Source organism: Flavonifractor sp. An306 (genome assembly GCF_002159455.1).
Lineage (GTDB): Bacteria > Bacillota > Clostridia > Oscillospirales > Oscillospiraceae > Flavonifractor.
Genome location: NZ_NFIQ01000009.1, coordinates 24,816 through 50,419, shown reverse-complemented (window position 1 = coordinate 50,419; position 25,604 = coordinate 24,816). Strand labels below are relative to the sequence as shown.

At 52.0% G+C, this 25,604-nt stretch carries 27 protein-coding genes and 1 pseudogene; 10 read left to right on the top strand and 18 right to left on the bottom strand.

Going from position 1 to position 25,604, the window contains the following annotated elements; all coding sequences use genetic code 11:
* Window positions 1-6: 6 nt before the first annotated feature.
* The 5 genes from B5F88_RS03555 to B5F88_RS03535 are packed head-to-tail and all read left to right on the top strand — an operon-like array spanning window position 7 to window position 3,384.
* Window positions 7-588, top strand: coding sequence for a DapH/DapD/GlmU-related protein (locus B5F88_RS03555; RefSeq protein WP_087341695.1), 582 nt, complete (start codon window positions 7-9; stop codon window positions 586-588).
* On the top strand, window positions 585-1,124 hold the full coding sequence (locus B5F88_RS03550; protein ID WP_087341694.1) for a flavodoxin family protein: 540 nt from the start codon (window positions 585-587) through the stop codon (window positions 1,122-1,124). Before B5F88_RS03555 ends, B5F88_RS03550 begins: the two co-directional genes overlap by 4 nt.
* 14 nt (window positions 1,125-1,138) lie before the next feature.
* Entirely contained in the window at window positions 1,139-2,113 is a 975-nt protein-coding gene (locus tag B5F88_RS03545; RefSeq protein WP_087341692.1) for an alpha/beta hydrolase, read from the top strand.
* Between the two features lie 23 nt (window positions 2,114-2,136).
* Window positions 2,137-2,619, top strand: a complete 483-nt coding sequence (locus B5F88_RS03540) for a cyclophilin-like fold protein (protein WP_242959622.1) — start codon at window positions 2,137-2,139, stop codon at window positions 2,617-2,619.
* Between the two features lie 12 nt (window positions 2,620-2,631).
* A complete protein-coding gene (locus tag B5F88_RS03535; protein WP_087341691.1) occupies window positions 2,632-3,384 on the top strand; it encodes a carboxymuconolactone decarboxylase family protein in 753 nt (250 codons plus the stop codon).
* An 84-nt stretch (window positions 3,385-3,468) separates the two neighbouring features.
* On the opposite strand, the gene B5F88_RS03530 is transcribed toward B5F88_RS03535, so the two are convergent.
* The 7 genes from B5F88_RS03530 to B5F88_RS03500 all read right to left on the bottom strand — a co-directional run bounded on the left by B5F88_RS03530 (window position 3,469) and on the right by B5F88_RS03500 (window position 10,012).
* On the bottom strand, window positions 3,469-3,765 hold the full coding sequence (locus B5F88_RS03530) for a hypothetical protein (protein WP_242959621.1): 297 nt from the start codon (window positions 3,763-3,765) through the stop codon (window positions 3,469-3,471).
* A gap of 73 nt (window positions 3,766-3,838) precedes the next feature.
* A complete protein-coding gene (locus B5F88_RS03525) occupies window positions 3,839-5,416 on the bottom strand; it encodes a recombinase family protein (protein WP_087341714.1) in 1,578 nt (525 codons plus the stop codon).
* Window positions 5,417-5,548: 132 nt separating this feature from the next.
* Entirely contained in the window at window positions 5,549-5,848 is a 300-nt protein-coding gene (locus B5F88_RS03520) for a hypothetical protein (protein ID WP_087341689.1), read from the bottom strand.
* Between the two features lie 17 nt (window positions 5,849-5,865).
* Window positions 5,866-7,131 (bottom strand): plasmid recombination protein, encoded by a 1,266-nt coding sequence (locus tag B5F88_RS03515; RefSeq protein ID WP_087237594.1) that lies wholly within the window; start codon window positions 7,129-7,131, stop codon window positions 5,866-5,868.
* Window positions 7,132-7,482: 351 nt separating this feature from the next.
* Window positions 7,483-7,704, bottom strand: coding sequence for an LLM class flavin-dependent oxidoreductase (locus tag B5F88_RS03510; protein ID WP_087237592.1), 222 nt, complete (start codon window positions 7,702-7,704; stop codon window positions 7,483-7,485).
* A 423-nt stretch (window positions 7,705-8,127) separates the two neighbouring features.
* Entirely contained in the window at window positions 8,128-9,423 is a 1,296-nt protein-coding gene (locus B5F88_RS03505) for a phage/plasmid primase, P4 family (RefSeq protein WP_087237590.1), read from the bottom strand.
* On the bottom strand, window positions 9,401-10,012 hold the full coding sequence (locus B5F88_RS03500) for a CHC2 zinc finger domain-containing protein (RefSeq protein ID WP_087237588.1): 612 nt from the start codon (window positions 10,010-10,012) through the stop codon (window positions 9,401-9,403). The genes B5F88_RS03505 and B5F88_RS03500 overlap by 23 nt, the downstream gene beginning before the upstream one ends.
* A 173-nt stretch (window positions 10,013-10,185) precedes the next feature.
* Between B5F88_RS03500 and B5F88_RS03495 the strand changes: the two genes are divergently transcribed.
* Entirely contained in the window at window positions 10,186-11,301 is a 1,116-nt protein-coding gene (locus tag B5F88_RS03495) for a DUF6076 domain-containing protein (RefSeq protein WP_087341687.1), read from the top strand.
* Window positions 11,302-11,333: 32 nt separating this feature from the next.
* The gene (locus B5F88_RS03490) at window positions 11,334-12,521 is read left to right on the top strand and encodes a hypothetical protein (protein WP_087341685.1); all 1,188 of its coding nucleotides are present in this window, start codon (window positions 11,334-11,336) and stop codon (window positions 12,519-12,521) included.
* 10 nt (window positions 12,522-12,531) lie between these two features.
* Here the strand turns inward: B5F88_RS03490 and B5F88_RS03485 are convergent, their stop codons facing one another.
* The 6 genes from B5F88_RS03485 to B5F88_RS03460 form a co-directional block, all read right to left on the bottom strand.
* On the bottom strand, window positions 12,532-15,528 hold the full coding sequence (locus B5F88_RS03485; protein ID WP_087341683.1) for a type I restriction endonuclease: 2,997 nt from the start codon (window positions 15,526-15,528) through the stop codon (window positions 12,532-12,534).
* On the bottom strand, window positions 15,528-15,908 hold the full coding sequence (locus B5F88_RS03480) for a hypothetical protein (RefSeq protein WP_087341681.1): 381 nt from the start codon (window positions 15,906-15,908) through the stop codon (window positions 15,528-15,530). Before B5F88_RS03480 ends, B5F88_RS03485 begins: the two co-directional genes overlap by 1 nt.
* Complete coding sequence (locus tag B5F88_RS03475) at window positions 15,905-17,155, bottom strand: restriction endonuclease subunit S (RefSeq protein ID WP_087341679.1); 1,251 nt, start codon at window positions 17,153-17,155, stop codon at window positions 15,905-15,907. The genes B5F88_RS03480 and B5F88_RS03475 overlap by 4 nt, the downstream gene beginning before the upstream one ends.
* Complete coding sequence (locus B5F88_RS03470; RefSeq protein WP_087341677.1) at window positions 17,152-18,867, bottom strand: class I SAM-dependent DNA methyltransferase; 1,716 nt, start codon at window positions 18,865-18,867, stop codon at window positions 17,152-17,154. The genes B5F88_RS03475 and B5F88_RS03470 overlap by 4 nt, the downstream gene beginning before the upstream one ends.
* Complete coding sequence (locus B5F88_RS20160) at window positions 18,864-19,067, bottom strand: type II toxin-antitoxin system prevent-host-death family antitoxin (protein WP_204246190.1); 204 nt, start codon at window positions 19,065-19,067, stop codon at window positions 18,864-18,866. Before B5F88_RS20160 ends, B5F88_RS03470 begins: the two co-directional genes overlap by 4 nt.
* A gap of 98 nt (window positions 19,068-19,165) precedes the next feature.
* Window positions 19,166-19,630 carry a hypothetical protein gene (locus B5F88_RS03460; protein ID WP_242959620.1) on the bottom strand — a complete coding sequence of 155 codons (465 nt, stop codon included), beginning with the start codon at window positions 19,628-19,630 and terminating at the stop codon, window positions 19,166-19,168.
* Window positions 19,631-19,747: 117 nt separating this feature from the next.
* On the opposite strand from B5F88_RS03460, the gene B5F88_RS03455 reads away from it, so the two are divergent.
* Window positions 19,748-20,053 carry a helix-turn-helix transcriptional regulator gene (locus B5F88_RS03455; protein WP_242959619.1) on the top strand — a complete coding sequence of 102 codons (306 nt, stop codon included), beginning with the start codon at window positions 19,748-19,750 and terminating at the stop codon, window positions 20,051-20,053.
* 49 nt (window positions 20,054-20,102) lie between these two features.
* Here B5F88_RS03455 and B5F88_RS03450 read toward each other — a convergent pair whose 3' ends face one another.
* Together B5F88_RS03450 and B5F88_RS03445 are read right to left on the bottom strand one after the other, a co-directional pair.
* Window positions 20,103-20,357: a DUF6061 family protein gene (locus B5F88_RS03450; protein WP_087341670.1), complete on the bottom strand. Its 255-nt coding sequence runs from the start codon at window positions 20,355-20,357 to the stop codon at window positions 20,103-20,105.
* Window positions 20,358-20,437: 80 nt separating this feature from the next.
* A pseudogene (locus tag B5F88_RS03445) lies at window positions 20,438-20,551 on the bottom strand (helix-turn-helix transcriptional regulator); the annotation flags it as partial.
* A gap of 188 nt (window positions 20,552-20,739) precedes the next feature.
* Here B5F88_RS03445 and B5F88_RS03440 point away from each other — a divergent pair.
* Window positions 20,740-21,396: a hypothetical protein gene (locus tag B5F88_RS03440; protein WP_087341666.1), complete on the top strand. Its 657-nt coding sequence runs from the start codon at window positions 20,740-20,742 to the stop codon at window positions 21,394-21,396.
* 180 nt (window positions 21,397-21,576) lie between these two features.
* On the opposite strand, the gene B5F88_RS21925 is transcribed toward B5F88_RS03440, so the two are convergent.
* From B5F88_RS21925 to B5F88_RS03425, 3 genes are all read right to left on the bottom strand, one after another.
* Complete coding sequence (locus B5F88_RS21925) at window positions 21,577-22,092, bottom strand: helix-turn-helix transcriptional regulator (RefSeq protein ID WP_087341664.1); 516 nt, start codon at window positions 22,090-22,092, stop codon at window positions 21,577-21,579.
* 118 nt (window positions 22,093-22,210) lie between these two features.
* The gene (locus tag B5F88_RS03430; RefSeq protein ID WP_087341662.1) at window positions 22,211-23,275 is read right to left on the bottom strand and encodes an FUSC family protein; all 1,065 of its coding nucleotides are present in this window, start codon (window positions 23,273-23,275) and stop codon (window positions 22,211-22,213) included.
* A complete protein-coding gene (locus B5F88_RS03425; protein ID WP_087341659.1) occupies window positions 23,262-23,708 on the bottom strand; it encodes a helix-turn-helix domain-containing protein in 447 nt (148 codons plus the stop codon). Before B5F88_RS03425 ends, B5F88_RS03430 begins: the two co-directional genes overlap by 14 nt.
* A gap of 248 nt (window positions 23,709-23,956) precedes the next feature.
* Between B5F88_RS03425 and B5F88_RS03420 the strand changes: the two genes are divergently transcribed.
* Window positions 23,957-25,396: a sigma 54-interacting transcriptional regulator gene (locus B5F88_RS03420; RefSeq protein ID WP_087341656.1), complete on the top strand. Its 1,440-nt coding sequence runs from the start codon at window positions 23,957-23,959 to the stop codon at window positions 25,394-25,396.
* Window positions 25,397-25,604 lie beyond the last annotated feature (208 nt).

The window sequence follows — 25,604 nt, the reverse complement described above, 5'->3', positions numbered from 1 at the left end:
TGCAACATGGATTTAGAAGCATTTTTGGACCATCTTAATAGCGGAAGGCCGGTACAGGGGGGCGGAGAGGCCCATCTGTTCATGCACGGCGTCAGCCAGCAGGCCCTGCGCCTCACGGCCGAGATCAACAGCGGCTACCACCAGCCGGAGGAGCTGCGGGACCTGTTCTCCCAGCTGATCGGCAAGCCGGTGGACGGGAGCTTCGCTTTCTTTCCGCCCTTTTACACCGACTGCGGCAAGAACATCCACATCGGCAAAAACGTCTTTGTCAACATGGGCTGCAAGTTTCAGGACCAGGGGGGCATTTTCATCGGGGACGGGGCCCTCATCGGCCACAACGTGGTGCTGGCCACCCTCAACCACGCCAAATCCCCCAGTGACCGGGCCAGCATGATCCCCGCTCCCATCCACATTGGGAAAAACGTCTGGATCGGCGCAAACGCCACCATTCTGCCCGGCGTGACCATCGGTGACGGCGCCATTGTGGCGGCGGGAGCCGTGGTGGCCGGGGACGTGCCGGAAAACACAATCGTGGGCGGCGTGCCTGCCCGGGTTATCCGCCCGTTGAGCGAGGAGGAACTGCAATGAGCAAACAGGTTTTGGTACTCTCCACCAGCCCCCGGAAGGGCGGCAATTCCGACGCCCTGGCCGACGAATTTGTCCGGGGCGCCCGGGAGGCCGGGCACAGGGTGGAGAAGATCACGTTGTACGACAAGACCATCGGATTCTGCAAAGGGTGCCTGGCCTGCCAGAGCACCGGACGCTGCGTCATTCACGATGACGCGGATACCATCGCCCAGGCCATGGGGAGCGCCGACGTGCTCGCCTTTGCCACCCCCATCTACTACTACGGCATGTGCGGCCAGATGAAAACCATGCTGGACCGGGCCAATCCCCTGTTCCCCTCTGATTATCAGTTTCGGGAGGTCTATCTGCTGGCCTCGGCGGCGGAGGAGGACGGGCACACGGTGGACGGGGCCGTTACCGGCCTGCAAGGGTGGCTCTCCTGCTTTGAAAAGGCCCGCCTGGCGGGAACGGTCTTTGCCGGAGGGGTCACCTCGGTGGGGGAGATCCAGGGCCACGACGCCCTGCGGCAGGCCTATGAGCTGGGCCGGAATCTGTAAGGAGGACAGAACGTATGCATTCCAGGTATAACGGCTATTCCTTCCCTCTGCGGGACACCGTGGAGCGGGAAAAGGTGCGCTTTCACAACCGCTACGGCATTGAGCTGGCAGGCGACCTGTACTTGCCCAAGGGATTTTCCGGCAGGCTGGCCGCCGTGGCGGTGGCCGGGCCCTTCGGCGCGGTGAAGGAGCAGTGTGCCGGGCTGTACGCCGAGGAGCTGGCCGGCCGGGGCTTTGCGGCCCTGGCCTTTGACCCCTCTTTCATTGGGGAGAGCGGCGGCGAGGCCCGGAACGTGGCCTCCCCTGATATCAACACCGAGGACTTTTCCGCCGCGGTGGACTTTCTCTCCACCCGGACGTTTCTTGACCCGGAGAAAATCGGCATCCTGGGCATCTGCGGATGGGGCGGCATGGCCCTCAACGCCGCCGCCATGGATACCCGGATCAAGGCCACCGTCACCTCAACCATGTACGACATGACCCGGGTAAACGCCAGGGGCTACTTTGACGCCGCCGACAGCGCCGACGCCCGGTATGAGACCAGAAAAGCCCTCAACGCCCAGCGGACGGAGGACTACAGAACCGGGACCTGCGCCCGGGCGGGGGGCGTGGTGGACCCGCTGCCGGAGGACGCCCCCTTCTTTGTCAAAGACTACTACGACTACTACAAGACCCAGCGGGGCTATACCGAGCGGTCCCTCAACTCCAATGACGGCTGGAACGTGACCTCCGCCCTGTCCTTTCTCAATATGCCCATCCTGCGCTACAGCAACGAGATCCGCAGCGCCGTGCTGGTGATCCATGGGGAGAAGGCCCATTCCTGCTATTTCAGCAAAGACGCCTTTGCCGACATGGTGAAGGACAACCTCTACGCCGGAAACAAGGAGCTGCTCCTCATCCCCGGGGCGGTTCACACCGATCTCTACGACAGAAAGGACATCATTCCCTTTGACCAAATCCAGCGGTTTTTTGAGGTTCATTTGAAGTGAACGTCAGGGGGGAGGGGAAGGCTTTGAAGCGCTTGTGGATGCTTCTGCTTCTGCTGGGCCTCTCCGCCTGCGCCGCCGGGGAGACCCCGGCAGTTCCCACCACGCCCACGCCCCAGGCGGCGGAGACGGCAGAGACGGAGAGCACCGGACAGGAGGAAACCAGGTTGAAGATTACGGTAAGAGACGAGGAACTGCCGGCCACCTTTGCGGACAACAGCTCCGCGGAGGCGTTCCGGGAATTGCTGGCCCAGGGGCCGCTGACCATTGAGATGGCGGACTACGGCGGCTTTGAAAAGGTGGGGGCGCTGGGTACGGAGCTGACCAGAAACGACCGGCAGATTACCGCCCAGCCCGGCGACGTGATCCTCTACCAGGGCAACCAGATCACCATTTACTACGGCACCAACTCCTGGAGCTTTACCCGGCTTGCCACCATCGACGATCCCACCGATCTGGAGGAAAAGCTGGGGGCGGGCACGGTCTCCGTTACATTTTCTCTGACATAGGAGGTTATTTATATGGCAGTCAAGCAGACGGCGGGCAGGGATGCCCTGGGGGAGTTCGCCCCCAAATTTGCGGAGCTGAACGACGACGTGCTGTTCGGGCAGGTCTGGAGCCGGGAGGATAAGCTCTCCCTGCGGGACCGCTCCCTGGTTACCGTGGTGGCCCTGATGGCCCAGGGACTGGTGGACAGCTCCTTCCAGTATCATCTGACCACCGCCAGACAGAACGGCATCACCCGGCAGGAGATTGCCGAGATCCTGACCCACGCGGCCTTCTATGCAGGCTGGCCCAAGGCCTGGGCGGCCTTCCGCATGGCCAAGGAGGTGTGGGCCGAGGACGCCGGAGAGGACGGCAAGGCCCGGCACCAGCGGGAGATGGTCTTTCCCATCGGTGCCCCCAACGACGGCTTTGCCCGGTATTTTGTGGGTCAGAGCTATCTGCAGCCCCTTTCCACCAGTCAGGTGGGGGTGTACAACGTGACCTTTGAGCCGGGCTGCCGCAACAACTGGCACATCCATCGCGCCGATCAGGGGGGCGGCCAGCTGCTGCTCTGCGTGGCCGGCCGGGGCTACTATCAGGAGTGGGGCAAGCCGGCCCGGGAGCTGCGCCCCGGAGATGTGGTGAACATCCCCACAGGGGTGAAGCACTGGCACGGGGCCGCCCCGGACAGCTGGTTCTCCCACCTGGCTCTGGAGGTGCCCGGCGAGAACTGCTCCAATGAGTGGCTGGAGGCCGTCGCCGACGAGGACTACGGCAAACTGGTCTGAGGCGGCCGCACGCAACTGCATAAGCGCCCCCATCTGGAAAAGATGGGGGCGCTTTGCTCGTTTGATGCACAATTTGCGGGCGGGCTACACCGTGCCCTTCCATACCCGGGCCAAGATGTCCTTGAGCACCAGCAGAGCGTCGGTGCGGTTGTAGCCGTAATCTACCTGTAATTGGGTGAGCATCTCCTGCAGGCCGGGGGCATAGTCGTTGACCTTTACCCTGTCCTGGTAGGTGGTCAGCACCGGGTACTTTTTACTCCAGACCTTGTTCCAGTCGATTTTGGCCTGGGCCTCCTCGCTGACGCTGTCCAGCATCTGCTGGGCCTGCTGCTCGTCAAAGTCGTAGGCAATGAGCTCGTCCAGCGTCATGTGGTAGAGCATGGCCAACCTCTTGGACTGGCGGATGTCTGGAAGGGTCTCGTCTGTTTCCCAAAGTTAAGGATATGGATACAGATTAATCAATTTTGCCGATAAAGCGGTAGTAAATCTCAATCTCTTGCTCTCTCATACCATCCTCGCCTTTAGTGGCCTCGTGGATGACGATTTTTTCAATCAGGGTATTGAGAAGTTCGGCAGTTAGTTCCGTGGGGTTGGCGTACTGCTTGATGAGGGCGACCCATTTTTCGGCATCCAGGGCAGTTTGCTGCTCTGCGGACAGCTCCGCTTGCAAGCGGCTAATCCTCTCCTCAAGTTCCAGCTGTTCTGCCTGGTACTTTTTAGTCAGCAGATTGAAGTTATACTCGGTGATGCGTCCGGCGGACCAGTCCTCATACATTCGGACAAATTTTCCGTCCACTTCTGCCTTGCGCTTTTCCGCCCGTTTCAGTTCGGATTCCTGACGCTTGGCGACGGTCATGCGTTCCCGGTCACCGTTTTTCAAAATCTGCTGCAAGAGTTTTTCTTCGCTCAGCTGTGCCCGATGGGACCAATACTGGATTCTGGACAGCACATAGACATAGAGTGTGTCATAGCGGATATAATGCGCCGAGCATTGTGTCCCCATCTGTCCGTACTGGCTGCAAGTGAAATGGCTATACGGTGTTTTGTTTTGCCGGTTCGTGCCGAAGCGCATAGACCAGCCACAATCTGCACATTTTACAAGACCGGCGAAAATCTGCGTTGTAGCATCCTTTTGCTGCCGCCTACGGCTGGTGATCTGCTTTTGTACCTGTTCAAACACATCCCGGCTGATGATCGCCTCATGGGTGTTTTCCACCCGAATCCATTCTTCTTTCGGCTTGCGCACCTTTTTCTTGTTTTTATAAGATATGTTGGTCTGCTTATTGTGTACGCTGTTGCCGATGTAGGTTTCATCTTGCAAGATACTTTTGACCTGAGCAATCGTCCAGGCATAGGATTTTTCTTCCGGCGCATTGGCATAGATATTGGCGAAAGTTCCATACCGCTGATAATTGAGCCAGCCCGCAGTCGGGACTTTCTCTGCAATCAGGGCCTTGGTGATCTTCGCTGCACCCGCCCCATGAAACGCAAGGTCAAAGATTTTCTCGATGATCCAGCGGGTTTCTTCGTCTATGGCCAAAGTGTTTTTGACTTCGGGATGGCGGATGTATCCCAGCGGCGCATAGGCAAAAGTGCGTTCTCCGGCAGCAAATTTGGCACGGAGCGCCGTTTTCACCTTGCGGCTGGTATCCTTTGCAAACCATTCGTTGAAAAGGTTCTTGAACGGCACAAAATCCGAAAGTCCTTTTTCGGTGTCCTCGTTTTCGGCCACGGCAATGTAGCGAATCTGCTTTTCCGGGAACACAAATTCCAGATAGTAGTCCATCATCACGTGTTCACGGCCAAAGCGACTGAGATCTTTGGTAACGATGCAGTTGACCTTTCCGGCCTCCACATCATCCATCATCCGCTGAAAGCTGGGACGCTCGAAGTTTGTTCCGCTCCATCCGTCATCGACATACTCGCCATACACCGAAAGGCCATGTTCCTTTGCGTACTGCTGCAAAATGGTGCGCTGGGTCTCAATGCTCACGCTGTCGCCATAGTTTTCGTCGTCACGGCTGAGACGCATATAGAGTGCGGTATTGTAAGGTTGTTTCACGGTAAAAATCCTCCTTTTAATCGAAACAACCCACGCTTACAATACTTCTGCTTTTATTATACCGTAAGCGTGGATGTGGTTCAACGACATTTTGTTGTGGGTTTATCCAGCGTTGCGGGCGGCATACTGGACCACTTTTTCAATCAGCTTGTCCATGGGCTTTCCTGACTGGGAGAAATGCTCGGATACCCGAATCCGGGTATTGCCGCAGTAAAAGTATTGAATGCCATCCGGCTCTGTGACATAGACCGAGGTGTTCTCCAGTGTCGGTTCGGGTTCATCCTTCCAGCTGCGCCATTCTTCCAGAGTTTCCAACGGCGGCTCAAAAATCGGTTCAAAGCAGGATTCAATGTCGATATAACCATCGTCGGGTTCGCTCATAAAATCTTTGTGTTTTCTCATGCAGTTTCCTCCATCAATTAAAGTTCCATATCCTGCGACTTGCGGCGGGAAGGTTGATTGTGCTGCTTTGTTTGCCGAGTCAGAGTCAAAATGGCATCAAGAAAAGCCCGCACCTTCTCGGGTGCGAGCTTGACAGCTTCCAGATAGGGCCGTGCCTGTTCTTTCAGCGACTCATATCGCTGTTTCCAGACAGCGGCACTTTTTTGTGCGCTTTGCAGTTTTTCTTCCAAACGGCTGTTTTCCGCCTTGGCAAGAATCCCGTTGACCGCATAATCCTTGAGTGTGCTGCACTCGGATGGGGTCAGAGTGATATTGCCGGTGATCGCCTTTTTCCCCATGGAGCGGATTTCCTGTACGGTCAGGGCGGTGGTGCGCTGTTCTTTGGTCTGCTTTTGCAGGGATTGCAGTTCCTTCTGCTTTTTCTCAACGGCAGCCTGTGCAGTGTCCAGCGCCTGCTCTGTCTGAGCGATTTGAGCGGTCACATCTTCTAGCCGCTGCTGCTCCTGTGCCACTTTGAACTGGGTCACAGTCAGATGTTCTTCGGTGCTGCCACGCTCTCCACGCTCCACATCGGTATATCCGGCAGCTTTCATATAGTTGAAGAAATCGTCTTGCAAGACACTGTATGATGTCCGCAGGACTTTCTTGCCCTTGGAGGTCAGAAGCGGATTACCCTGCTCATCCAAAGCTACCTTGGATTCCCACTTTTTACTGCGGCTGACCTGCATGATGGTCTCCTTGACTGTGCCCACAAGGGCCTTATCTTTGCACCGCTTCGACCAGAGAATCTGTTTTTCCACCACCGGGATATAGACCACGTGAAGGTGGTAGTGATACACATCCTGCCCCAGAGCTTCCGACATAGCCCGGTTGCGTTCATCGGCGTGCATGACAGCAGAGAGAATATACTGCTCACCACCCACAATCTCCACGGCAGCTTTGTATGCGTCGGTGTAAAATTGCTTGGCATACTCGTAGCCGCCGTGATTGTGGAAGTAAGCGGAGTTCACATCAAAAATCAGTTCTCCATATTTCACCGCATCGGCTTTCAGTCCACGGGTGGAGATAACGCCATCGGCAATCATCTGATCGAACATGGCAGCATAGCTGTCGGTGGGAGCTTTGAAGTGGATATTCCGGTAGGTTTGGGTGGTATCAATATCCTGGTTGGAGTAGCTGTCCTTTTCTCGTTCGTTATGTTCCTGAACTTTCGCCACATCATCAAGTGTGGGCAAGTCCTGGTTACGGGCAAAGGTGCGATCGATTCCGTCGTTTCTGGCCATAAAAATCAGCTCCTTTCTGTTGTACGGCAGACGGCTGAGGGACGGGGATGCACTTCCTGCGGGAAGTGTAATAACCCACTATGACACTTTCATCCCAGAGGGCTGCAAAGTGCCGTGGGCTCTCCGAGGGGGAATGCGGCATCTGCGGATGCCTTGCCGCCTTTAGAGGCTTGTGTGTGGCACCCAAATCCTCAAAAGGCGGTGTGACCGACAGTCTCTCTGCAATCTTGATTGCTTCAATTCTGCCGCCCACAGGCAAAGCAGATTTTGCAAATCCACTCTGCCATCCATCTCCAAATCTGCGGATTTTTCGATGGAGACGGGAGATACGGCGGGTAAGAACGACAGGCATCATTCGTCCATCCGCTTCTGCCATACGAGATCATAACCAAGGGCGTCAGCAAGCTGTACCGCCTCCACATACCGCAGAGACTCCCGCTGGAGTTTGTTGGACAGGTTGGAAACGCTGTCACTCCAGCCGTAATCCTCAGAAAGCCGGTCAACGACTTCCTGCATCGTGTAGCCGGAACGCACGATGTACGACTTGATTTCATTTCTTAAATTGGATTTCATAGAAAATACCTCATTCTTTCGTAAAGTTAGTTTGCCGTGGAGAACACACGCTGCACGGTACAGTTAATCTTAATTACTTCTCAAAAATCGCTCAGAACTGCGTTTGTGAAGAACTGTCCGCAACAGTACCCCATCGACTTTGCCATTAGGTGGGCTTGCAAACGAAACCGCGAAAATAGCCACCTTCCCGCATACCACCATCACCATTCTGTAAATCACCGAATAATGATTTGTGTTCTGCTTATGGTAGTGTTTTTCACTGTTTGCACAACCATTGATTGGGAAGTGCGGATTTTAGAGCGCCCTCTGAGCCGAACAATAAAAAATGAACTTGGATTTTTTGCGTTCGTGCGTTCCTTCGTTCCAACGGCTGCGCCCGATCCAGAACGCATGAACGCACGAACAGAAGGTTTTGAAGTTTCATTACAATTCCACAGGTGAGAGCAGAACATAAATGCCCATATATCCTCGGCATCGCTTCCCACCGCCGATGTGCAGGTTATTGACCGGCTCCAAATGGTAGCGTTCTGCGTTCTGGCTGAGCTGGTTTGCGAAGCTCTTTTGGGACAGTGGGTTTTCTGCGTTGTCTTCGCACCATCGTTTATAGGCTGCATACAGATTTTTGGTACTGGCTTCATAATCCGCCTTGAATGCCACATAGCCCTCAGAATCGAGAAAGTCCAGAATGTTATTGGCATCACGAACCGCGGAAGAGATATTGTCCTTGGCCCTCTGGCTGATGGTAAAGTGATAGCGATTGGCGATCAGCCGCCGCAGCCCCTCCAGCATCCAGAGGAAAATTCCCTCTTTTTCGGCAATCAATTTCTCAGCAAGAAACGGGTCATCGAACCGATCCACAGGCTTATCTTTGGTGGTCAGAATGATCTGACGGCGAAAGAAACCATCGCTGCGGTCATGCAGTGCAGTCAATGCCCCGTTACCGAAGCAGAGGAAGCGTACATAAAGCAGTCCCTGATAGCTCTGTTCTTTCTTCCGTTCCAAATCCATCCGCAGTTCTGCTGTCACGATGGATTTTACATAGTTGGTCTTGGTCAAGGCATTCATGTCCAAATCATCGTCCACCATGAGCAGCTTGCCCTCCAGGTCGGCTCTGGCGAAACGATTAGTTTCTACTTTCTGAATGGAAGTGGTGTTCATGTTGAGCCCGAAAATGGCGTTCATCACCACACCAATCCGGCTTTTGCCCTCGCCGCCCTTGCCAATCAGCATGAGCATTTTCTGACCTTTGGTGGACGGAATCAGGCAGTAGCCCAGATACTCCTGCAAGGCGGGAATATCCTCCGGCTCCAGCAATTCCGAAAGGAAACGCAGCCAATGTTCCGGTGCCGGAGCATCAGCCCGATAGGATACCGACAGGCGGTTGTTGCAGTATTCTTTTTCCTCTGTAAACGTGCCATCCAGAAAACAAGTGCCGTTTGCTACATGGATGCGGTCACATTGCAGGGGCAAAGGGTCTGTATATGCCGCCAGCTTCAACGCTTTGATTATCTGCTCCACCGTCTGTGCGACCTTGGCATGGAGCCAGGGCGAGATTTCCTCATAAATCGTTCGCTTTAATTTGCTTTCATCCGGCAACGGTCCCTCCACAGTATAAAAGCGGTCGTTGATACAGCGCATTGGATGCCGGGACAGGAAATCCCGGCAATATTCCGGCTCGATGATTTTCCCTTTCTCATCAATCCAAACAGGGTTGTTCATGGTATTGCTCCTCTCTCAGGCGGGCCTGTAATTTGCGGATGTATCCGTCTGCCGTTAGTTCGCTTACGACTTCGCCTCGTTCATAGGAATCGCCTTGCAGCAGGATGTCCAGCTGATACTCTGCCCAGGGTAGCCGGTGGCAGGCTTCTACAAACCGCTTGTCCGGCACATCTTCCGGTGCTTGCGGTGCATACCGTTTTTCCCAATCCAGGAGCAGCCGCCGATACTCGTTCAAAACAGAAAAGCACAGCCGCTCGTTCTCACGAAGCTGCTGTGCTTTGGTTTTGTGTTTCATTTTCCGGCGAATGAGTTCCGGCAAGGGCTTGTCCGGTGCAAGATGAAAGTCCGACGCCAGTTTTCGGGCCGCATCATACAGCCGAAGGTCAAACAGTTTGGCGGTCAGGTCGATCATATCCCCATGTTCCCCACAGGAAAAACAGTAGTAGTGGTCACCCGATACATATAAGCTCGGATGACGGTCATTGTGGAACGGACACAGTGCCATGCCATAATGATTGACGTCAATTCCATACGCCTGCGCTGCTTCCTGTGTGTTGATACTGGCTTTCACCACTTCAAACAGATTCATACAGATTCCCTCCATTTCCTTTTTGATGGGGCAGTTTTCTCACCCCTCTGTATAGATTATGGGGAAAATCGAAAAAAACAGGCTGATGGCATGACAGGCCGTTTTCAAAAAACATGACAAGGATTTAATTATGTGCTATTATGAAAATAGAAAAACATGACAGGAGGGAGAAGATGGATCAAATCATCAACCATGCGGTTTTATCGCTGGATTTCTGGCAGGATACAGTAACCTATGAGGGGTGTACGATGCCCGCAGGAACTATTGGCTGCGAGGTGCTGAACATCCCGGACAGCACCATTGGAAAGCTGGATACTCCTTGCAATGTGCTGAACCAGCTGCTTCAGGGGATGAACACCGGTTCCGTGGATATGGAGCTGCTACCGCAGGTGCAGCAGGCCGCTGGCGAGATCATCTCTTTTTTACAGACCACATCGCCCTTCTCCCGCCTGAATCGAAGCTATTTCGAGCAAAAACTTGCAACCATCTTTTCCGAAGAATACATGGAGGATGCCAAAGCTTATTTGCAGCTCACCCAACAGGAGCAGCTGATCTGTGCCTTGACTGGTCAGCATGGCAAGGCGACCATGCTCGTGCGAATCGCGCAGGTGCTGGGGCATTTGAGTTATTCTCTGGGGCAGTACAAGGAAGCCTTGACGAAATTTGCAGAGCGGTTGAATGAACCAGACTATGACCGTACCTCGGACGGTTATGCGACAATGTTCGGGCAGTTCTTCCAAGGTGAGCCAACCCTGTCGCTGGATAACCCGGCCTGGATGACCCTAACCAATGCTTCGGTGCAGTATGTATCCGCCATTCGCCCCGGAAAGACAGAGCCGCAACTGGTCAAGCGGATGCACTATGTCTCCTTTGTGGGAATGTTCCGTTCCGATCTGTTTGAGGGACTTTGTGTGGGCCATGCACCCAAGAAATGCCCCATCTGCGGCAGATGGTTTCTCACCATTGACGCACGGCACACCAAATACTGCGGCGGTCTGGCCCCCGGCGACCAACGGGGACGGACGTGCCGACAAATCGGCAATCTGAGAGGCCGGGAGCAGCGGGAGCTTGCAGACGATCATCCGATAAAGGCGATTTATACCCGCCGTATGAACACTATCCTGCAAAGCACCCGCCGTGGAAATCTGGATAAAGAAACGGCAGCAGCTATGAAAAAGCTGGCAAAAGATAAGATGCTCCGTGCGCTTTCGGATCAGCGTTATGCCAGCACTGTCTATGAGCAGGAAATGACCCAGGATGCACTTTTAAAGGCCATACAAAAGAAATAAGCAACGAAACATCCGAAAGGTGGTGAGGAAAAATGGATACAGCGTGGACATGGGAGCTGTCCGGCTACTGTGCCAAATATAGCTTTCTGACGGAACCCAAGGGCTTGACCATGCGGGAAGTAGAACGCATCTTTCAGCTTAACCCGGAACCGCCTGCTCTGGAAACTATGAACGACTACATCATTGAGGCTGTGCGGAGCCGTGAATTGCGCTGGTTCTCATTTTTTCTGCACTGCTATGAAAATCTGCTTAATGGTCGTGTTCGCCGTTTCCTGCTGCGGGAAGGGCTGGATCGCTATAACCCAGAACGCTTTTGGGATTATAAAATGGGCTGTGTACTTGCCATGCTGGATTGTCTCAGGGGATACAATCCAGCACAAGGGGCGAATTTTCTGACCTATGCCCATCATTTTATCGGGAACGCTCTTTTGACCTGCCGAATGCAGGAGGAGGCCGGTTCCTTTGAAAATGTGGATGAGTACAAAGCTGTGCGTGGAATTGCATGGCTCTACAATCAATCTGGCCAGTCTGAACAGGCGGCAATCCAGAAATATGCCCAGAAAAACGGTTGCACCGAGGAGACCGCAGCGAAGTTTTTGGCGTTGGCCAAGCAAAATCGCAGCCGTGTTCCGTTTTACCAAACCGTACAGGAAGAGGACAGCGAAGAAACCGGCGAGGATGTCAGCCGGGATGATCACTGGGACTATGCGGAGATTCTATGGAACGGCATCCAGGCTAAAGCTGTCCGGGAGGCATTTGAAAAGCTGAATTACCGGGAGCAGATCCTTTTGGAAAAGAGAAACGCCATCTGTATGACCTGTGGACGGGTCAGCCCACTCAGCACCCGACTGACCTTTGAAGAACTGGCAGTCCTCTTTGAGGGCAGCACGGCCAGCGGCGCAGAACGGGCCTACCGCAAAGCTGTGGAACACTTGGCCTGTCTGCTGACAGAAGCCGGAGTGCTTCACATAATTCGCCTAAAACGCAAATCCCAGACCAAACGCAAAAAGAAAATCGCCGCCGCTGTCTACCTGTATCAGGTGGACAACGACGGCGAATGGGGTGAGGTTTCGTTTGATTTTGAGGCTGGAACAGCGGAGATTGTCCGGTTGGCAGAGTGTGATACGACAGTCAGCAAGAATTTTGCACAAAAAGCGATTCAATACATTCTGACCTGCAATGCCAAATTATGTAAAGAAACCACTCTAATATATGAATAAATGTCAACAGCTATGGATGGATTCCACTTCCTGTTGTGCTCCGCAATCGTTCATAGACAACACCTACCAACAAATCACGAACGGTATCTCCGAACTTGGCGTCATCCAGAACCCTTTCGCAAAACTGCTGATTCTGCGCCATGCGCCCGATAACCACGTCCATGAACGCATCGTTAAAGGGAAAACGGAAATGTTCTTGTGAATTGTTGCGAGCCTGGACACGCAATTCCTCATTGGCATCCATGTCAGAAACAATTTGTTCCAAGACCTTGTCGATGTTAGTAAACTCTGTACCGAACTTTTCGTTGATTTTATCAATCAGCTCAGACAGGGGAGCCTTTTCTTCCTCTGGCTTCGGTTTTCCGGGATGAAGTTTATTGGGCAACGGCTCACTCTGCTCCAGCGCAATAGACCCTTCAAAAATCTTCTGAACCCGGTAATATTGCAGCGATACTTCATCATCCAGAAAAATAGGACCGCCGCCCTCTCGCTTTGGCAGTTTCTTCTGAAGAAATTTTGCATAAGCATGGAACTTATGCAGGTCGGCGTCATCTAATCGGATGATGTTGGTGAGAAATGTGTAGGTACGAACAAACTTTGCGAGGGTAGACTTGAATTCTTCCTGCTCGTTCTCATCCAAACCGTTATACCGATCCACTGCCGGATCAAGGAAACTGTTGAGTACGCCAAAATCCATATTTCCCTGTTTCTTGGTAGGCTTGAAAAATGCTTTGGAGAAAGCCTCAATCTCACTCTGCCAATACACACGAAATTCATCCAGTTTGGATTTCAGTTCATATACAATGTTGGCGTCTGTTGTCTCCTCAATGCTGGTTTCTTCATAATACGGGGCAAAAGCGGCCCGTATATCCTCGGCAGAATTTACAAAGTCCAAAACAAATGTATCATCTTTCCCGAAGCAGGTTCGGTTCAATCTGGAAAGTGTTTGAACAGCTTTTACACCACTGAGCTTTTTATCTACAAACATGGTGTGCAGCAACGGCTCATCAAACCCCGTTTGGTATTTTTCCGCAACCAAAAGCACCTGATACTCGCCGCTGTGGAATTTTTCCGGCAGTTCGCTTTCTTTTATCCCATTTAGACTGACTTCGGTGTACTCCTCACCGCCATCATGGACAGTCCCAGAAAATGCGATCAGGATACCCAGCTCATTTTCGTATCCCATTTTTTTGATGTAACGCTGAAACTCCTGATAATACCGGACTGCGTGCAGGCGTGAGCCGGTCACCACCATTGCTTTGGCCTTGCCGCCAATCTTGTCTTTGGTGACAGTGCGGAAGTGTTCTACGATGATCTGGGTTTTCTGGGCCAGATTGTGCGGATGCAGACTTAAGAATTTGCCAAGCGCCTTATTTGCCTTGCTTTTTTCATAGCGAGGATCATCGGCAATTTTCTTGCCGATTTTGAAATAGGTGTCGTAGGTCACATAGTTTTTCAGAACATCCAGAATAAAACCTTCCTGAATGGCCTGCTTCATCGAGTAAATATGAAAAGCATGGGGAATACCGCTTGCATCCGGGGTTCCAAACATCTCCAGCGTTTTCGCCTTGGGTGTTGCGGTAAAGGCAAAGAAGGACAGGTTAGGCAACCGACCATGTGTAGCCATTTCTTTTGCGATTTCATCCTCGCTGTCGGATTGCTTGCGCTCTTCCTTGGCCTCCTCATCCGCAACCTTTTGGAGCTGTTCTTCTTCCGTTAGCCCCTCAGCGTTTCCCAGGATCGCCTTCATTTTTTTGCTGGCTTCTCCGGTCTGGGAAGAATGGGCCTCATCCACAATGACCGCAAACCGCTTGCCGCTTAAATCATCTACCTTTTCAAGGATAAACGGGAACTTCTGAAGTGTGGTAATAATGATTTTCTTACCTGTGTTCAAAGCATCTGCCAGCTGTGCGGCGTTGTTGTCGATTTTAGTCACAACGCCTTCTACGTGCTCAAACTGGTAGATGGTATCCTGAAGCTGTTTATCCAATACGAGGCGATCTGTAATTACAATGATGCTGTTGAATACAACCTTGTCATTTTTATCGTGCAGGTTAGACAGATGGTGTGCCAGCCAAGAAATAGAGTTGGATTTTCCGCTCCCCGCACTGTGCTGAATCAGATAATTGTGTCCGGTTCCGTTTGCGTAGACATCGGCAACGAGCTTGCGGACCACATCCAGCTGGTGGTAACGTGGGAAGATCATAACAGACTTTTTAGGATTCTTTTTATCTTCCTGCAAATGAATAAATCGCTGTACAATGTCCAGCAGGCTGTCTTTTTGCAGGACTTCTTCCCACAGATACGAAGTCCGGTAGGTACTGTTCCCAACAGGGTTTCCCTTGCCGCCGTTGTTTCCCTTATTGAACGGCAAAAAATAGGTATTGAGGCCATTGAGCTTTGTGGTCATCCACACTTCTTCGGTGTCCACAGCAAAGTGAACCAGGCATCGAGCTTTGAACGAAAGCAGAAGTTCTCTGGGATCACGGTCTTTCATGTACTGACGCTTTGCATTTTCGACAGTCTGACCGGTGATCGGATTTTTCAGTTCCACCGTCGCAACAGGCAGACCATTGATGAACAGCACAACATCTATGGAGTTCTCATTTTTCAGGCTATAATGCACCTGCCGGGTGATGGAGAGAACGTTCTTCTCGTAAAGTGCCTGACTGGTTTGGTTCATGCCGCTGGCAGGCTTGAAATAGCACAGGGATAGTTTAGCGGGAGCATCTACAACGCCATGCCGCAGCACATATAATGTTCCGTATGTATCAAGATCACGATACAGCTTCTTCAGAAAACCCGTTTCCACATTCTCTCCATGTTTTCTGCACAGCTTTTCCCATTCAACGGGCTGGCTGTCTTGAAGAAACTGAAAGAGCTGCTTGGTGTCTATGGCAAATTCACGATTATAGTCACGGGGATTCCCTTTGATATATCCGCCGTGGTCAAGCAGGCTGTATTCAATCTCTTGTTCAAATGTAATTTCTTTGGTTTCGATTGCCATTATTGACCACCTCCTATCAAAGTGCAAATCCAGGGAATTAGCCCAACCATACCGCCAATAATGGCCGATAGGACAGCAATCCGCCATTCCCGCCGGGAGAGTTTTCTCTCGGCTTTTTTTGCGGCCTTTTTGTTAGTGAAATAATTTTGACCATCTACTGTGAGGGACAGATAGTATGGAATGTTGTCAGCCCACTGTATGTGGACATAACCACATTCTTTCAGCTCTCGAAACGTATCCCGGAGCAGGGTATCCTGCTGCATGGATAATCCATCAAACCGCTTGCTCCAATAAGCTGCATTGTCCTGACCGCTGGCTTGGAGGTCAATAATTTCTTTCAGCAAAGCTTCGCCTTGCGGTGACAATTCTTGATAGTTCATTCTACTGCCACCTTTCCAGTTACAACCTCGGAAATGACGCTTTGGCGGTATTCCTTTAGTTTTTCGATCTGTTCTGTAATATCTGCAATAATGCTGTCAATTCGTGCGGTTTCCTTATTCAAATATTCGGCGATCTCTTTTTGCTCATCCATTGGAATCAAGGGCAGCGGAACCTGCACAAAGTTTGAAAATCTCAGATCTTGACCATCACGGATAAAGTTTGCCGTGCGCTGCAATGCCTGTATATATCGGGGAGACTTAAACAGCCACTTGAAATACTCTGGCTCTACACCCGCCTTAGGCTTCAGAACGATGTAATGCCATGTGATGCACCCGGGAATATAGCTGATCTCCAGCCCACCTTGAAAGCTACGCAAACTAATTATGAAATCGTTGGGTTCGACGTGCTTCCAGTTTTCAAGCCCTTTATCGGCCAAAACAATTTTGTAGTTCTGTCGCTCCATGTAATCTTCTTGGGAGATAATGCCGTACTTTTGGCTGGCGGTCAGCTGAACATCCGTTTCATGGCGGGTTTCTTTGCTCTGTGCAAACAATGCTTTCGCAGGTACAACTCTCCAATGAGAGGGGATATATCCAAGCCACTCGGTGCCGCTGTCTTTCATTTCGGTAGTAGAATTGATTCCTTTGGTCACAGCAGTGGTGATGATAGAGACTTGCTTTTCCTCCAGCAACCTAATTTGTTTGTCTTTATCAGTAATTGTGGCATCAATAGCGTTGACTTTTGTATCTAAATAATTTGCTATCGATGTTTGAACACATTTTGCTGGTAATGGTAATGCCATTTCACCAATATGATCCCAATTAGCACGTGGCATTTTTGCTCCATAGGTAGACGCGTTTATAGCATCTACTACTGGCGCAGATAAAAACCAGTACTTCAAATAACGATTGCACACTTTTAACGGCTCAAGAACTAAAAATTCGGTAGAGCACATACCATTGAACTCGGCCACAATACATTTACCCAAATATGGTCTAAGTTTTCCAAAAAGCACATCGCCAGATACAAATTCGCTTGATACCCCATTGATTTCTTGATTATTAACTTCTATGTATCGTCCATTGAGTGGCTCAATGTTTTCCAGCCCAACATATATTCCTTCTAAATAGTTTTTCTTTATATTACGCACTTTTACGCAATATTTCAATTTGCTGATAGTCCACTCTAAAGGAATTTCGCCTAAAAATGCTACTCCAGTATCCTTATATTCTGCATACCGCTTCATTTCGAGAACACCTCCGCCAAGCTCGCTTGGATGCGTTCCTCAAGAGCTCTAATATCTTCCATAATTACAGAACTGTCACGCAGCGGAGTGAACTTGTAGAAATAGCGGGTAAACGGAATCTCATAGCCGATTTTGGTCTTGCTCTCGTCAATCCAGGCATCCGGCACAAACGGCAGAACCTCACGATTGAAATATTCGTGGATGTCTTCCTTCAACGGCACCATTTCGTAGTCACGAAGGGAGGCATCTGCTTTTCTATTGCCTTTGCGGTCGGTTACCGGTGTGCCATCTTCGTTGTACAGGGGACGTTCTATAACAATTTTCCGGTATCCGAAATCTTCATTATCCAGATCCATATAGTTCTCATCCGGCTCGTAGGTGCTGTACAGGCGCACCAGGTCCGCACGATTTTCCGGGCTGATCATGTTTCGCTTGTTGCCGAGACCCTTGCGCATCTTTTCATAGAAACCGGCTCCGTTGATCAGACGCACTTTTCCTTTCCTTCGGTTCTCTTTGCGGTTGGTCAAAATCCAGATATAAGTGGTAATGCCGGTGTTGTAGAACAGCTGATCCGGAAGGCCAATAATAGCCTCCAGCAGATCATTTTCAATAATCCAGCGGCGGATTTCACTTTCTCCGCTTCCGGCATCGCCGGAGAACATGGGCGAACCGTTAAAGACAATACCAATGCGGCTTCCGCCTTTTTCCGGCGGATTCATTTTGGAAATCAGATGCTGTAGAAACAGGAAAGAACCGTCCGAGATACGAGGCAAACCAGCGCCAAATCTGCCACGATACCCTTGAGAAGCCGCTTCGTCCTTAATGAACTTCTCTACCTTTTTCCACTCCACGCCAAAAGGAGGGTTGCTCAGCATATAGTCAAAGGTCTGGGACTTGAATCCGTCCTCGTTGAAGCTGTTTCCCAAAACGATACGGCTGTTGGTATTACCTTTCAAAATCATATCGGAACGGCACGTTGCGTATGTTTCGGGGTTTAATTCCTGCCCAAAGGGGATTACCTGGGTCGTACTGTTCAGAGACTCCATTTTGTTCTGGGCAACGGACAGCATTCCACCCGTGCCGCAGGCCGGGTCTAGAATGGTAATGACCTTTCCATCAGTATTTGCAATTTCGTCCATATCGGGATCGAGCAGCACTTCTACCATTAGTTCGATTACCTCACGGGGCGTGAAGTGCTCACCAGCGGTTTCGTTGGACTGCTCAGAAAATCGCCGGATCAATTCCTCGAACATATACCCCATTTCCAGATTGTCAATCTGGGTATCGCTCATATCAATCTCCGCAAAACGCTGTACGACCAGATAAAGCAGATTCGCCCTTGATAGACGATCGATTACCCCGAAAATTTCAAAGTTGTCCATGATTTCACGGACATCTTCGGAAAAGCCATTGATGTAATCCCGCAGATTGGCTTCGATAGCGTTGCTGTCATCCATCAGTTTTTCGAAATCGAACTGGCTGACATTATAGTAATCATGGCCAGTCATGCGCTTAAAAATAGGGCGCTTGTTGCTGACCGTCAAAGTCTTATTGGCCTCCAAAATTTTTGCCTTGGAAGGTGCCAGCACACAGTCAAAGCGACGCAGCACAGTAAAGGGCAGAATCACCTTGCCGTATTCGCTCTGTTTGAAATCGCCACGCAGCAAATCGGCTATGCTCCATATAAAATTGGCCTGTTCATTGATGTTCATATATCTGCTCCCTCTTCCCTGAGTCTCTTATACCGTTCGTATGAGATAACGACGTTCTGCGGCTTGTTTTGCTTGCTGACAATTAAAACCTTGTCCTGCTCGTTCACTTCCTTGAAAATGCGTGAAGCCTGGCCTTTTTGAAATGATGTAATTGCTTCGTAATCCGGCGTCACGGTAGAATCGGACCTCTTTTTCGCCACAAAACCACCTCTTTTCGGCAAAATATGTCGATTAAATTTTAACACAAAGTCATTACTTTTCGCAAGATAAAAAACTATATAAAAGTAATGACTTTTTCTTATAAATCAATATGCGGCAAGGCTGTCACATGGATTAATCCCTTGCCCTCTCTTTTTCTTGCATATTCGAGAAGATCTCTTGCATTGCTGGCAGGGTGCCACGCATAGGCAATGAGGAAATCAGTATGATCGACCATATACCGATTTGCCCTGACAATAGCAACCTTACGAGGGACATTTTCCATCCCCGGAGGATAGTAGGTGCTGTCAAATCCATCCGGTACAGGAATCGGGCGCTCTGCTGGATGGTACGGCAGCAATAATGTCAGTTCGACTTCTGAATGGGTTTGTTTTGCGGTTTTTACGGCTTTTGCCGCAAGACCGTCAAAACATCCATAACGACCAACAATAAATTCAGTAACGCCGTAGCGGACTATATGCTCCTCAACAGCGGCGCATAGCACTGGGTAAATTTCTTCCGGTGTTTCTCTGTGCCCAATAAAGAAACAGCTTTTCTGGCTCACTGAAATCATTCTCCTTTTGCTTGTGTATATCGTTAAAATTATGCGATTAAAATTATTAAAGAGCAACGACAAACAAAAGTATAATTTACGAAGAACACAAGCAAAGGGGTGATGCAGGTGAAAGATATTCTCTCTGCCATAACCACATATCGAGAGGAGCGGGGCTGGACGGAGTATCAGCTTGCAGAACGCTCTGGTTTGCCTCAATCTACGATCTCCTCGTGGTATCGTAAGAATATGGTTCCCACTATTCCGTCGTTGGAAAAAATCTGCATGGCTTTTGGCATCACGCTTTCTCAGCTATTCGCAGAAGAAGATTCACCGGTTTCTCTGACTGATTCACAAAGGAAGCTCCTGGAACGATGGTCAAGATTGAGTGAAGAGCAACAAGCGGTAGTGTTTGCTTTGATTGACAAAATGTAAAAAAGCCGCCAGAAGCAGCATCTCATGGATGTGCCTCTGGCGGCTTTGCTTATGAATCAAAATCTAACTGTGGAGCCTCCGTTACGGTTCGCAGGTATTCTTCCGGATCGCCATTCAAAATCAATTCTGCATAGGACAGCGGATCGTTGTGGATGAGCCAGTCCAGTTCAGACCGCTGGAAACGGCTATTCGCAACTTCGTCCTCTACAGCGGTGCAGTTAATAGAAATCATGCTGCCGTCAGAATACTTCAGCTCCACACAGGCGGTGTCGATATTAAACTCACAGGAAATCAGTTTTTTCATGGGGAGTACCTCCAAAATTTGATGTTTTGGAAGTAGTGTAAGCGTGGGTTTGTGGTGTGGTATCCTTAACTATGGGAAACTTCGGTCTCCCATTTTGAGATGGTCTGGCGGCTGACCCCCAGCTTTTCCGCCACGCTTTCCTGGGACAGGCCGCTCTTTTTCCGGGCGTGGTACAAACTGCTTCCTAAACGCATTACAGTTCCTCCCTCTTTGCGCTTCCGTTTTTTCCAGTATACCGCTTCGGCGGACAAAACGCCACCAACCAAAGCCGTCAGTTTCGCCCGTTTTATTGACAGACAGCGGATTCAACCAGCGGTTCAATGACAAACGGGCGGAGCGGAGCTATGATAAACCCAACGAAAGCAAAAAGGAGGCAGGCTGAATGAACCTGAAAGATGCGTTTCGCACCCAGAATAAGCTCCAGCTTGTGATGGACCAGGCCATAGACATTCTGGAGGATCACCGGAACATTCTCAAGGTCAAGACGACCCATCTGCGCAGCAAGGTGATGGGCGACGCCCAGGACGTGGTGGTGGAGGAGAACGCCCCCAGCGAGTATGCCGGCCATGCCAACGAAATCGCCGGATTCCTCATGGCCATGATGGAAGAGCGGGAAATCCTCAGCAGGGCCATTCACGATGCCAAGAGCAGGCTGGCGCTGGATATGGACAGCGAGGTGGGCCTCAACCGGCAGCGGCAGGCCCTGGCCCGGGTGTTCCGCGATATGACCGCCCTGCGCAACAGCGAGAAGCTGATCCCGGGCGGCGGCTCCGGATACCGGTTCAACGGCGACGGGAACCAGGTGGCCTACCGCTGCGACGCCAAACAGGTGGTTACCATCGACTTTGACCGCAACAAGCTCCGCGGGCTGGCGGCCGCCCTGGGGAAAAAGGCGGATGCGCTCTCCATGGAGATGGACCGGTGCCTGGTGAATACCGAAGTGGACTATACGCCGCCCTTTGATCTCAACGACAGCTTCGATGTGATCCTGACCGACTTCATTGAGAAAGCGGCCGGCGGCAGACACGCCGGAGCATAGTGATGCCCCGTCCTCTCCGGGCACGGGGGGTATGGCAAACCGGAAGGGCCGCTGGGGGCCGGTTCAGACGCAGATGAACTATGATGCTGCGTGCCTTGCAGAGGAGTCAAACACTGGGATCGGAAACGGCGGCCAGTCTGGCCGGTTTCTTTCTGTCCGTCCTTTGCCTCGCGCTGCGTTTTACGCCCCGTCGCATGTGCTCCCCCCGCAAACCTTGTCACTGCACAGCCCCGCAAATACGTCTCCCTCCGTTTCAGGTTCGCCTGATGGATGTATTAGATGAAGTCGCCTGGAAAGCCGCAGGCGCTCCCCTTCCTTTCGGGGACGGGGAGCGCCGGGGCTCCGGCGGATAAGGGCCCATGCGGCTCCGAAGGTTTGCCATACCCCCTGTGTCCGGCGGTCATATGGAATAAAAAGAGTTGAGCAGCAGGCGGAAGCCTGCTGCTCAACTGCGTAAACGGGAGAAACGGGTACCAGAATCTCGTTCATGGAGATCTGAAACAGGTGGCTGAGGGCGTAGAGGTTGTCGATGCTGGGCAGGCTCTGTCCCCGCTGCCATTTGTAGATGGCCTGGGGCTCCTCAAAGCCGAAAAACCGCTGGAGATCCCGGACGGTGAAGCCCCGCTCCTGCCGCAGCCGGGCGATGTTTCTGCCGGTGGCGGCAGGGTCGATGACCGGGAATCGGGTACATGCCATAGAGACCGCCTCCATTCTCGCTGTGTGTGGGACAATTAATATAACAATATAACCCATTTAAAGCGGAGGCGCAAGGCATCTGGAAGAAATGTAAGAAAGCTGTTACAAAGGTCTCCGGTCATTCTCCTTCCGGCTGGGGCAGGAGCCGGACGGCTGCCAGCCGGTGGAAGAGGGCCGCAAATACCAGACCGAAGCTTACGCCCAGGAAGGTGTCCACCATGCGCAGGATGACCGCCCCCTGAAGGCCGTAAATTCCGGCGCCCAGCATCAGCGCGCCGAAGCAGTTCATGGCTGTTTTGTACCGGTAATCCGTGCAGAAGCCCAGGCACAGCCCGCCCAGCGGCCCCATCAGCGGGTGGAAAGCCTCGGGCGTCGTCAGATAAAGCAGGAAAAATGCCCCGCAGCCCGCCGCGGCGCCCACAAGCCGCTGCCGGAAGCGGACGGAGGTATTGCCGGAGTAGGGATACGCCGACAGCAGGGAGGCGCAGGCAAAGCCCATCCACATAAACCGCTCCACGCCGAACATCTGTCCGGCGGTCAATACCAGACTGACGCCAAGGGTCATACGCAGCTGCCACAGGTGAACCGGATTGGTAAGGTCAAAGCGCCGCACCACATGATGAAAACGGGTGGCCTTGTGCTGTCCCCGGTGCTTAAGCAGCAAAATCCCGCCGCAGAGCACGAAGCCCACCACGGCTAGAAGCCCCCGGCGGAGCAGGGCCTCCCCAAATACCGGGTTGCCCGTCAGGTAGATGTAGGCAAAGCTGTACAGCCCGCCGTTTCCCATTTCGGGCCGCTGGGTGGTGATATACAGCAGGGCGAAAAAGGCCCCGAAATGCAGCGGGATCAGCAGTACCGCCGGGGCTGCCGCCGCCGCGCTGGGGGCCAGCACCAGAATAGCCAGCGCCGCCGCCAGAGTCAGAAGGGAGTCGCCGGCGCAGTATTCAAAATTGACAAAGCGGATGCCCAGCATCATGCAGAACAAGGCCACCGCAAGAGGGGTGTTGTCCGCGCCGAACAGATTGGACAGCAGGCTGATAAACACGATGGCGAAGGAGACGATCAAAACCGAGCGGGCCGCCATGGCGGCCCAGTAATAGGCTTTTTCCCGCTTTGCGCCGCAGGCGGCGCTCTTCCGCTTCAGGATGGCGGGGTCCAGCTGCAGCGCGTCATAAAACTTCATGGTCACGGTTCTTTCCCTGCCCTTTCTCTATATGGGCGGCCAGTCTGTCCGCGTAATACACAAACGCCTCAAAATCTTCCTTGGAGCTGCGCCACAGGTCATAGAAGGGCTGCAATATGCACTCGCAGCCCTTTTTCAGCTCTGTCAGGCCGGTTTCTGTGAGGAACAGCCGGTAACTGCGCTCATCGGTGGTCTGCCGCTGCTTGCGAATGCAGCCTTTTTCGTGGAGCGCCTTCAGGCAGCGGCTCACCGCCTCTATTTTCATGCCGCTGCTCTGACTGAGCAAGACGGGTGTGTTTTGCTCCGGCTGCAAGTAGAGCCGGGACAAAAGCTCGCATTCGCTGGCGGTGAGCACAGCTTTGCGCGGGGGCAGCAGAGCCCGGGCCAGCTTTTGCATCTGCTGCTGGTAGTGCATCATATCAGTCCATTCCATCCGGATATTGTCCTCCTGCATATACTTAACTTTGTTAATTATATGCCTGAATGCCAGATCTGTCAAGAGGTTTGGGCCAGCCGGTGCAAAAATCCGGACTGGCAGCTGAGGGGGGCGGACAACCAGATTCTACATCAGCCGGATCAAGGGTAATTTTCCTTGACAATATATAGGCTTTCTCTAAAATTAGAGTAGAACTTCATCGTTGCTGACGGCCACAGTTTTCCACATTCTTTAGGAGGGTTTATATGTATCCGCTATCGCTGGATTTTCAGACGCTGCTGGACAATCTCGACCTGGGTATATGGTGTGTGGACCAAAATGGACATTTCATTTTTGAAAATTCCTTTTTTCTGAAAACTACAGGCTATTCCAAGGAATGGTATGCCGCCCGCGATGTATATCAGCTGGTGGAGGAGGGCTATACAGACCACTGCGTTTCTGACTATGTACTTCAGACCAAGCAAAAGCACACCGTTTTGCAGAAGGTTGTGCCTGGAAACGGAATTCCCGACTACAACCAGATTGTGTCCGCCATCCCTACTTTTGACGACAGGGGGAACATTCTTTTCATTATTGGGGTGGTGCAGAGCATTGATCACTTTAATCGCCGGTATCAGGACGCTGTGATCAACGATATTCAGGGCCAGGTATTCCTGAATCAGAACCGTCAGCAGGACCATGCCGTACGCATGATCGCCCACAGTCCGGAGATGAAAGCCCTGCTGGATACGGCCAAAGAGGTCTCGGAGGTGGATTCCAGCATTCTGATTACGGGGGAGTCGGGCGTGGGCAAAAACGCGCTGGCCTCATATATCCACCGCTGCAGCCCCCGCCGTGGGCGGGAGCTGGTGGAGATCAACTGTGCCGCTCTGCCGGAGCATCTGCTGGAGGCGGAGCTGTTCGGCTATGAGAAGGGGGCCTTTACCGGGGCGCTGGATTCCGGGAAGCGGGGTATTTTTGAGGAGGCCCATGGCGGAACGCTTTTTTTGGATGAAATCAATTCTCTGCCGCTCAATCTCCAGGGCAAGCTGCTGCGGGTGATTGAAACGGGCAAGATGCGCAGAGTTGGTTCCAATCGGGATATTTATGTGGACTTCCGGCTGATCACGGCCACCGATACAGATTTGCAGCAGCAGATCGGGGAGCAGCGCTTTCGCGCCGATCTCTACTACCGCCTGAACGTGATTCCGCTGGAGGTTCCGGCGCTGCGCAGCCGCAAGGCCGACATCATCCCCCTCTGCCTGCATTTTTTGAAGCAGTACTGCCAAAAATATGACCGGGTAAAAGTGCTCTCCGACCGGGTTTTTGAGCAAATGCTGAGCTATGATTGGCCGGGCAACGTAAGGGAGCTGCGCAACTGTGTGGAGCGGATTGTGGTGACCAGCAGCCGGACGGTTATGGAAATCAGAGAACTTCCGTCCTCTTTTTTTGGACAGTTTGGCAGCACCTTTTCCATGGAACCCTCCGGCAGCGCCGACTTGCCCATCCTGATCCAGCCGAACGATCTGATTCCAGATATGGACGAGGAATCGTTTTCCCTTCAATCCTATTTGAATCAGTGCGAAAAAAGCATTTTGGAAAAGATTTTAAAAAAGTATAAGAGCACCTACAAAGCCGCGGAAATTTTGAAGATCAGTCAGCCTTCTGTGGTGCGGCGAAAGTCAAAATATCAGATTGACTATTAAGCTGACAAGTGATTCAGATGTGAATCCATTATCAGATATGGCCATGAATTGCCCCTTCCATACCGATTCAGGAACGAATTGTATGGAAGGGGCAAAAATTTTACCTATCTCTTTTTTGCTGGAGTCCCAAGGGCTGACGGCTTTACTCCGTCGGCTGCGCGATAGTTGGCGTGGATCTTGCAATTTATTGGGGCAGGTTTGGCCAAAC

What these genes read in the sequence shown, in the direction of transcription:
- B5F88_RS03555 (WP_087341695.1), top strand. Translation starts at nt 7, where the DNA reads ATGGATTTAGAAGCATTTTTGGACCATCTTAATAGCGGAAGGCCGGTA.
- B5F88_RS03550 (WP_087341694.1), top strand. Translation starts at nt 585, where the DNA reads ATGAGCAAACAGGTTTTGGTACTCTCCACCAGCCCCCGGAAGGGCGGC.
- B5F88_RS03545 (WP_087341692.1), top strand. Translation starts at nt 1,139, where the DNA reads ATGCATTCCAGGTATAACGGCTATTCCTTCCCTCTGCGGGACACCGTG.
- B5F88_RS03535 (WP_087341691.1), top strand. Translation starts at nt 2,632, where the DNA reads ATGGCAGTCAAGCAGACGGCGGGCAGGGATGCCCTGGGGGAGTTCGCC.
- B5F88_RS03530 (WP_242959621.1), bottom strand. Translation starts at nt 3,765, where the DNA reads ATGCTCTACCACATGACGCTGGACGAGCTCATTGCCTACGACTTTGAC.
- B5F88_RS03525 (WP_087341714.1), bottom strand. Translation starts at nt 5,416, where the DNA reads ATGCGTCTCAGCCGTGACGACGAAAACTATGGCGACAGCGTGAGCATT.
- B5F88_RS03520 (WP_087341689.1), bottom strand. Translation starts at nt 5,848, where the DNA reads ATGAGAAAACACAAAGATTTTATGAGCGAACCCGACGATGGTTATATC.
- B5F88_RS03515 (WP_087237594.1), bottom strand. Translation starts at nt 7,131, where the DNA reads ATGGCCAGAAACGACGGAATCGATCGCACCTTTGCCCGTAACCAGGAC.
- B5F88_RS03510 (WP_087237592.1), bottom strand. Translation starts at nt 7,704, where the DNA reads ATGAAATCCAATTTAAGAAATGAAATCAAGTCGTACATCGTGCGTTCC.
- B5F88_RS03505 (WP_087237590.1), bottom strand. Translation starts at nt 9,423, where the DNA reads ATGAACAACCCTGTTTGGATTGATGAGAAAGGGAAAATCATCGAGCCG.
- B5F88_RS03500 (WP_087237588.1), bottom strand. Translation starts at nt 10,012, where the DNA reads ATGAATCTGTTTGAAGTGGTGAAAGCCAGTATCAACACACAGGAAGCA.
- B5F88_RS03495 (WP_087341687.1), top strand. Translation starts at nt 10,186, where the DNA reads ATGGATCAAATCATCAACCATGCGGTTTTATCGCTGGATTTCTGGCAG.
- B5F88_RS03490 (WP_087341685.1), top strand. Translation starts at nt 11,334, where the DNA reads ATGGATACAGCGTGGACATGGGAGCTGTCCGGCTACTGTGCCAAATAT.
- B5F88_RS03485 (WP_087341683.1), bottom strand. Translation starts at nt 15,528, where the DNA reads ATGGCAATCGAAACCAAAGAAATTACATTTGAACAAGAGATTGAATAC.
- B5F88_RS03480 (WP_087341681.1), bottom strand. Translation starts at nt 15,908, where the DNA reads ATGAACTATCAAGAATTGTCACCGCAAGGCGAAGCTTTGCTGAAAGAA.
- B5F88_RS03475 (WP_087341679.1), bottom strand. Translation starts at nt 17,155, where the DNA reads ATGAAGCGGTATGCAGAATATAAGGATACTGGAGTAGCATTTTTAGGC.
- B5F88_RS03470 (WP_087341677.1), bottom strand. Translation starts at nt 18,867, where the DNA reads ATGAACATCAATGAACAGGCCAATTTTATATGGAGCATAGCCGATTTG.
- B5F88_RS03450 (WP_087341670.1), bottom strand. Translation starts at nt 20,357, where the DNA reads ATGAAAAAACTGATTTCCTGTGAGTTTAATATCGACACCGCCTGTGTG.
- B5F88_RS03440 (WP_087341666.1), top strand. Translation starts at nt 20,740, where the DNA reads ATGAACCTGAAAGATGCGTTTCGCACCCAGAATAAGCTCCAGCTTGTG.
- B5F88_RS21925 (WP_087341664.1), bottom strand. Translation starts at nt 22,092, where the DNA reads ATGGCATGTACCCGATTCCCGGTCATCGACCCTGCCGCCACCGGCAGA.
- B5F88_RS03430 (WP_087341662.1), bottom strand. Translation starts at nt 23,275, where the DNA reads ATGAAGTTTTATGACGCGCTGCAGCTGGACCCCGCCATCCTGAAGCGG.
- B5F88_RS03425 (WP_087341659.1), bottom strand. Translation starts at nt 23,708, where the DNA reads ATGGAATGGACTGATATGATGCACTACCAGCAGCAGATGCAAAAGCTG.
- B5F88_RS03420 (WP_087341656.1), top strand. Translation starts at nt 23,957, where the DNA reads ATGTATCCGCTATCGCTGGATTTTCAGACGCTGCTGGACAATCTCGAC.